This is a genomic window from Kitasatospora sp. NPDC001539, from assembly GCF_040298565.1.
Classification (GTDB): domain Bacteria; phylum Actinomycetota; class Actinomycetes; order Streptomycetales; family Streptomycetaceae; genus Kitasatospora.
In genome coordinates, this window is sequence record NZ_JBEPAK010000502.1 from 1 (window position 1) to 1,031 (window position 1,031).

The following is a 1,031-nucleotide window of genomic DNA, read 5'->3' on the forward strand; positions in this document are numbered from 1 at the left end:
GGGCGAAGCTGAGAACTTAAGCGCCAGTAAACGGCGGTGGTAACTATAACCATCCTAAGGTAGCGAAATTCCTTGTCGGGTAAGTTCCGACCTGCACGAATGGCGTAACGACTTCTCGACTGTCTCAACCATAGGCCCGGTGAAATTGCATTACGAGTAAAGATGCTCGTTTCGCGCAGCAGGACGGAAAGACCCCGGGACCTTTACTATAGCTTGATATTGGTGTTCGGTTCGGCTTGTGTAGGATAGGTGGGAGACTGTGAAGCGGCAACGCCAGTTGTTGTGGAGTCGTCGTTGAAATACCACTCTGGTCGTGCTGGATGTCTAACCTGGGTCCGTGATCCGGATCAGGGACAGTGTCTGGTGGGTAGTTTAACTGGGGCGGTTGCCTCCTAAAGGGTAACGGAGGCGCCCAAAGGTTCCCTCAGCCTGGTTGGCAATCAGGTGTTGAGTGTAAGTGCACAAGGGAGCTTGACTGTGAGACTGACGGGTCGAGCAGGTACGAAAGTAGGGACTAGTGATCCGGCGGTGGCTTGTGGAAGCGCCGTCGCTCAACGGATAAAAGGTACCCCGGGGATAACAGGCTGATCTTCCCCAAGAGTCCATATCGACGGGATGGTTTGGCACCTCGATGTCGGCTCGTCGCATCCTGGGGCTGGAGTAGGTCCCAAGGGTTGGGCTGTTCGCCCATTAAAGCGGTACGCGAGCTGGGTTTAGAACGTCGTGAGACAGTTCGGTCCCTATCCGCTGTGCGCGTAGGAGTGTTGAGAAGGGCTGTCCCTAGTACGAGAGGACCGGGACGGACGAACCTCTGGTGTGCCAGTTGTCCTGCCAAGGGCATGGCTGGTTGGCTACGTTCGGGAGGGATAACCGCTGAAAGCATCTAAGCGGGAAGCCTGCTTCGAGATGAGCACTCCCACCTCCTTGAGAGGGTAAGGCTCCCAGTAGACGACTGGGTTGATAGGCCGGATATGGAAGCCCTGTGAGGGGTGGAGTTGACCGGTACTAATAGGCCGAGGGCTTGTCCTCAG

General features: G+C 56.1%; 1 rRNA gene. It reads left to right on the forward strand.

From position 1 onward, the window contains the following. Window positions 1-1,029, forward strand: a 23S ribosomal RNA gene (locus tag ABT247_RS33575); the annotation flags it as partial. Window positions 1,030-1,031: the final 2 nt, after the last annotated feature.